The sequence below is a fragment of the Kistimonas scapharcae genome, from assembly GCF_039540975.1.
Taxonomy (GTDB): Bacteria; Pseudomonadota; Gammaproteobacteria; order Pseudomonadales; family Endozoicomonadaceae; genus Kistimonas; species Kistimonas scapharcae.
Map to the genome: position 1 here is coordinate 1 of NZ_BAABFL010000026.1, position 734 is coordinate 734.

General features: G+C 51.8%; 1 protein-coding gene. It reads left to right on the forward strand.

Features of this window, described 5'->3' with window-relative positions:
• A partial coding sequence (locus ABD892_RS02270; RefSeq protein ID WP_345193395.1) for an SPFH domain-containing protein occupies positions 1 to 567 on the forward strand: 567 nt, incomplete at its 5' end.
• Positions 568 to 734: the final 167 nt, after the last annotated feature.

Below are 734 nucleotides of genomic sequence, written 5' to 3' on the forward strand. Positions count from 1 at the left end.
AACGACATCGTACTGCCTGAACCATCAATTGGCTCAAACAGGGTGCTGGGGCTGGAAACTGTTTACCAGACCTATGGCCGGATGATCGTGCGTAATAAGGCACGGGAAGTGATGAGCAAATACAGTGTCGAAGATGTGCATAAGAACTATGCCCGGATCAGCGGCGAAATCTTCCAGGCTGTCACTGAAGCATCAAAGGGTATCCCATTAACGATCTCAGATGTGGCGCTGGGGCGTATCCAGTACCCCGACCTGATCACCAAAGCTGTTGAGGCTGCTGAAGAACGCCGTGTGGCTATCGCTACTCAGGAAGCCCAGGTGCAGATCGAAATGAAAGAAAAGCAGGGGCAACAGAAGCTGGCTGAAATGGATTACAAGATCGAAATGATCAAAGCCCGGTCGCTCCGCGATGTCAACAAAACCATCGCGGAGGGTATTACGCCCGAGCTGATTGCCCTGAAAACCCTGGAAGTCCAGCAAGCACTGGCGAAGAACAACAGCGCCGTGTTTGTTCCTTATCAGGCATTGGGTGAACCCGGTCTGAGCAACCGAATGTTCAATAAATAACTGCCGGTGACACCCGTCATTCGGCGGGTGTCTTAAATCTGGGGATGGTAGAGATGGAACAACTTTTTAACCTCGAAGATAAAGTTACCTGATTACCACTGTGGCTCAGCCAGCTTGAGAAGCCTTGCTGGCATGGGGCAGGTTCGCGCAGCCATGTAACCCAGCCT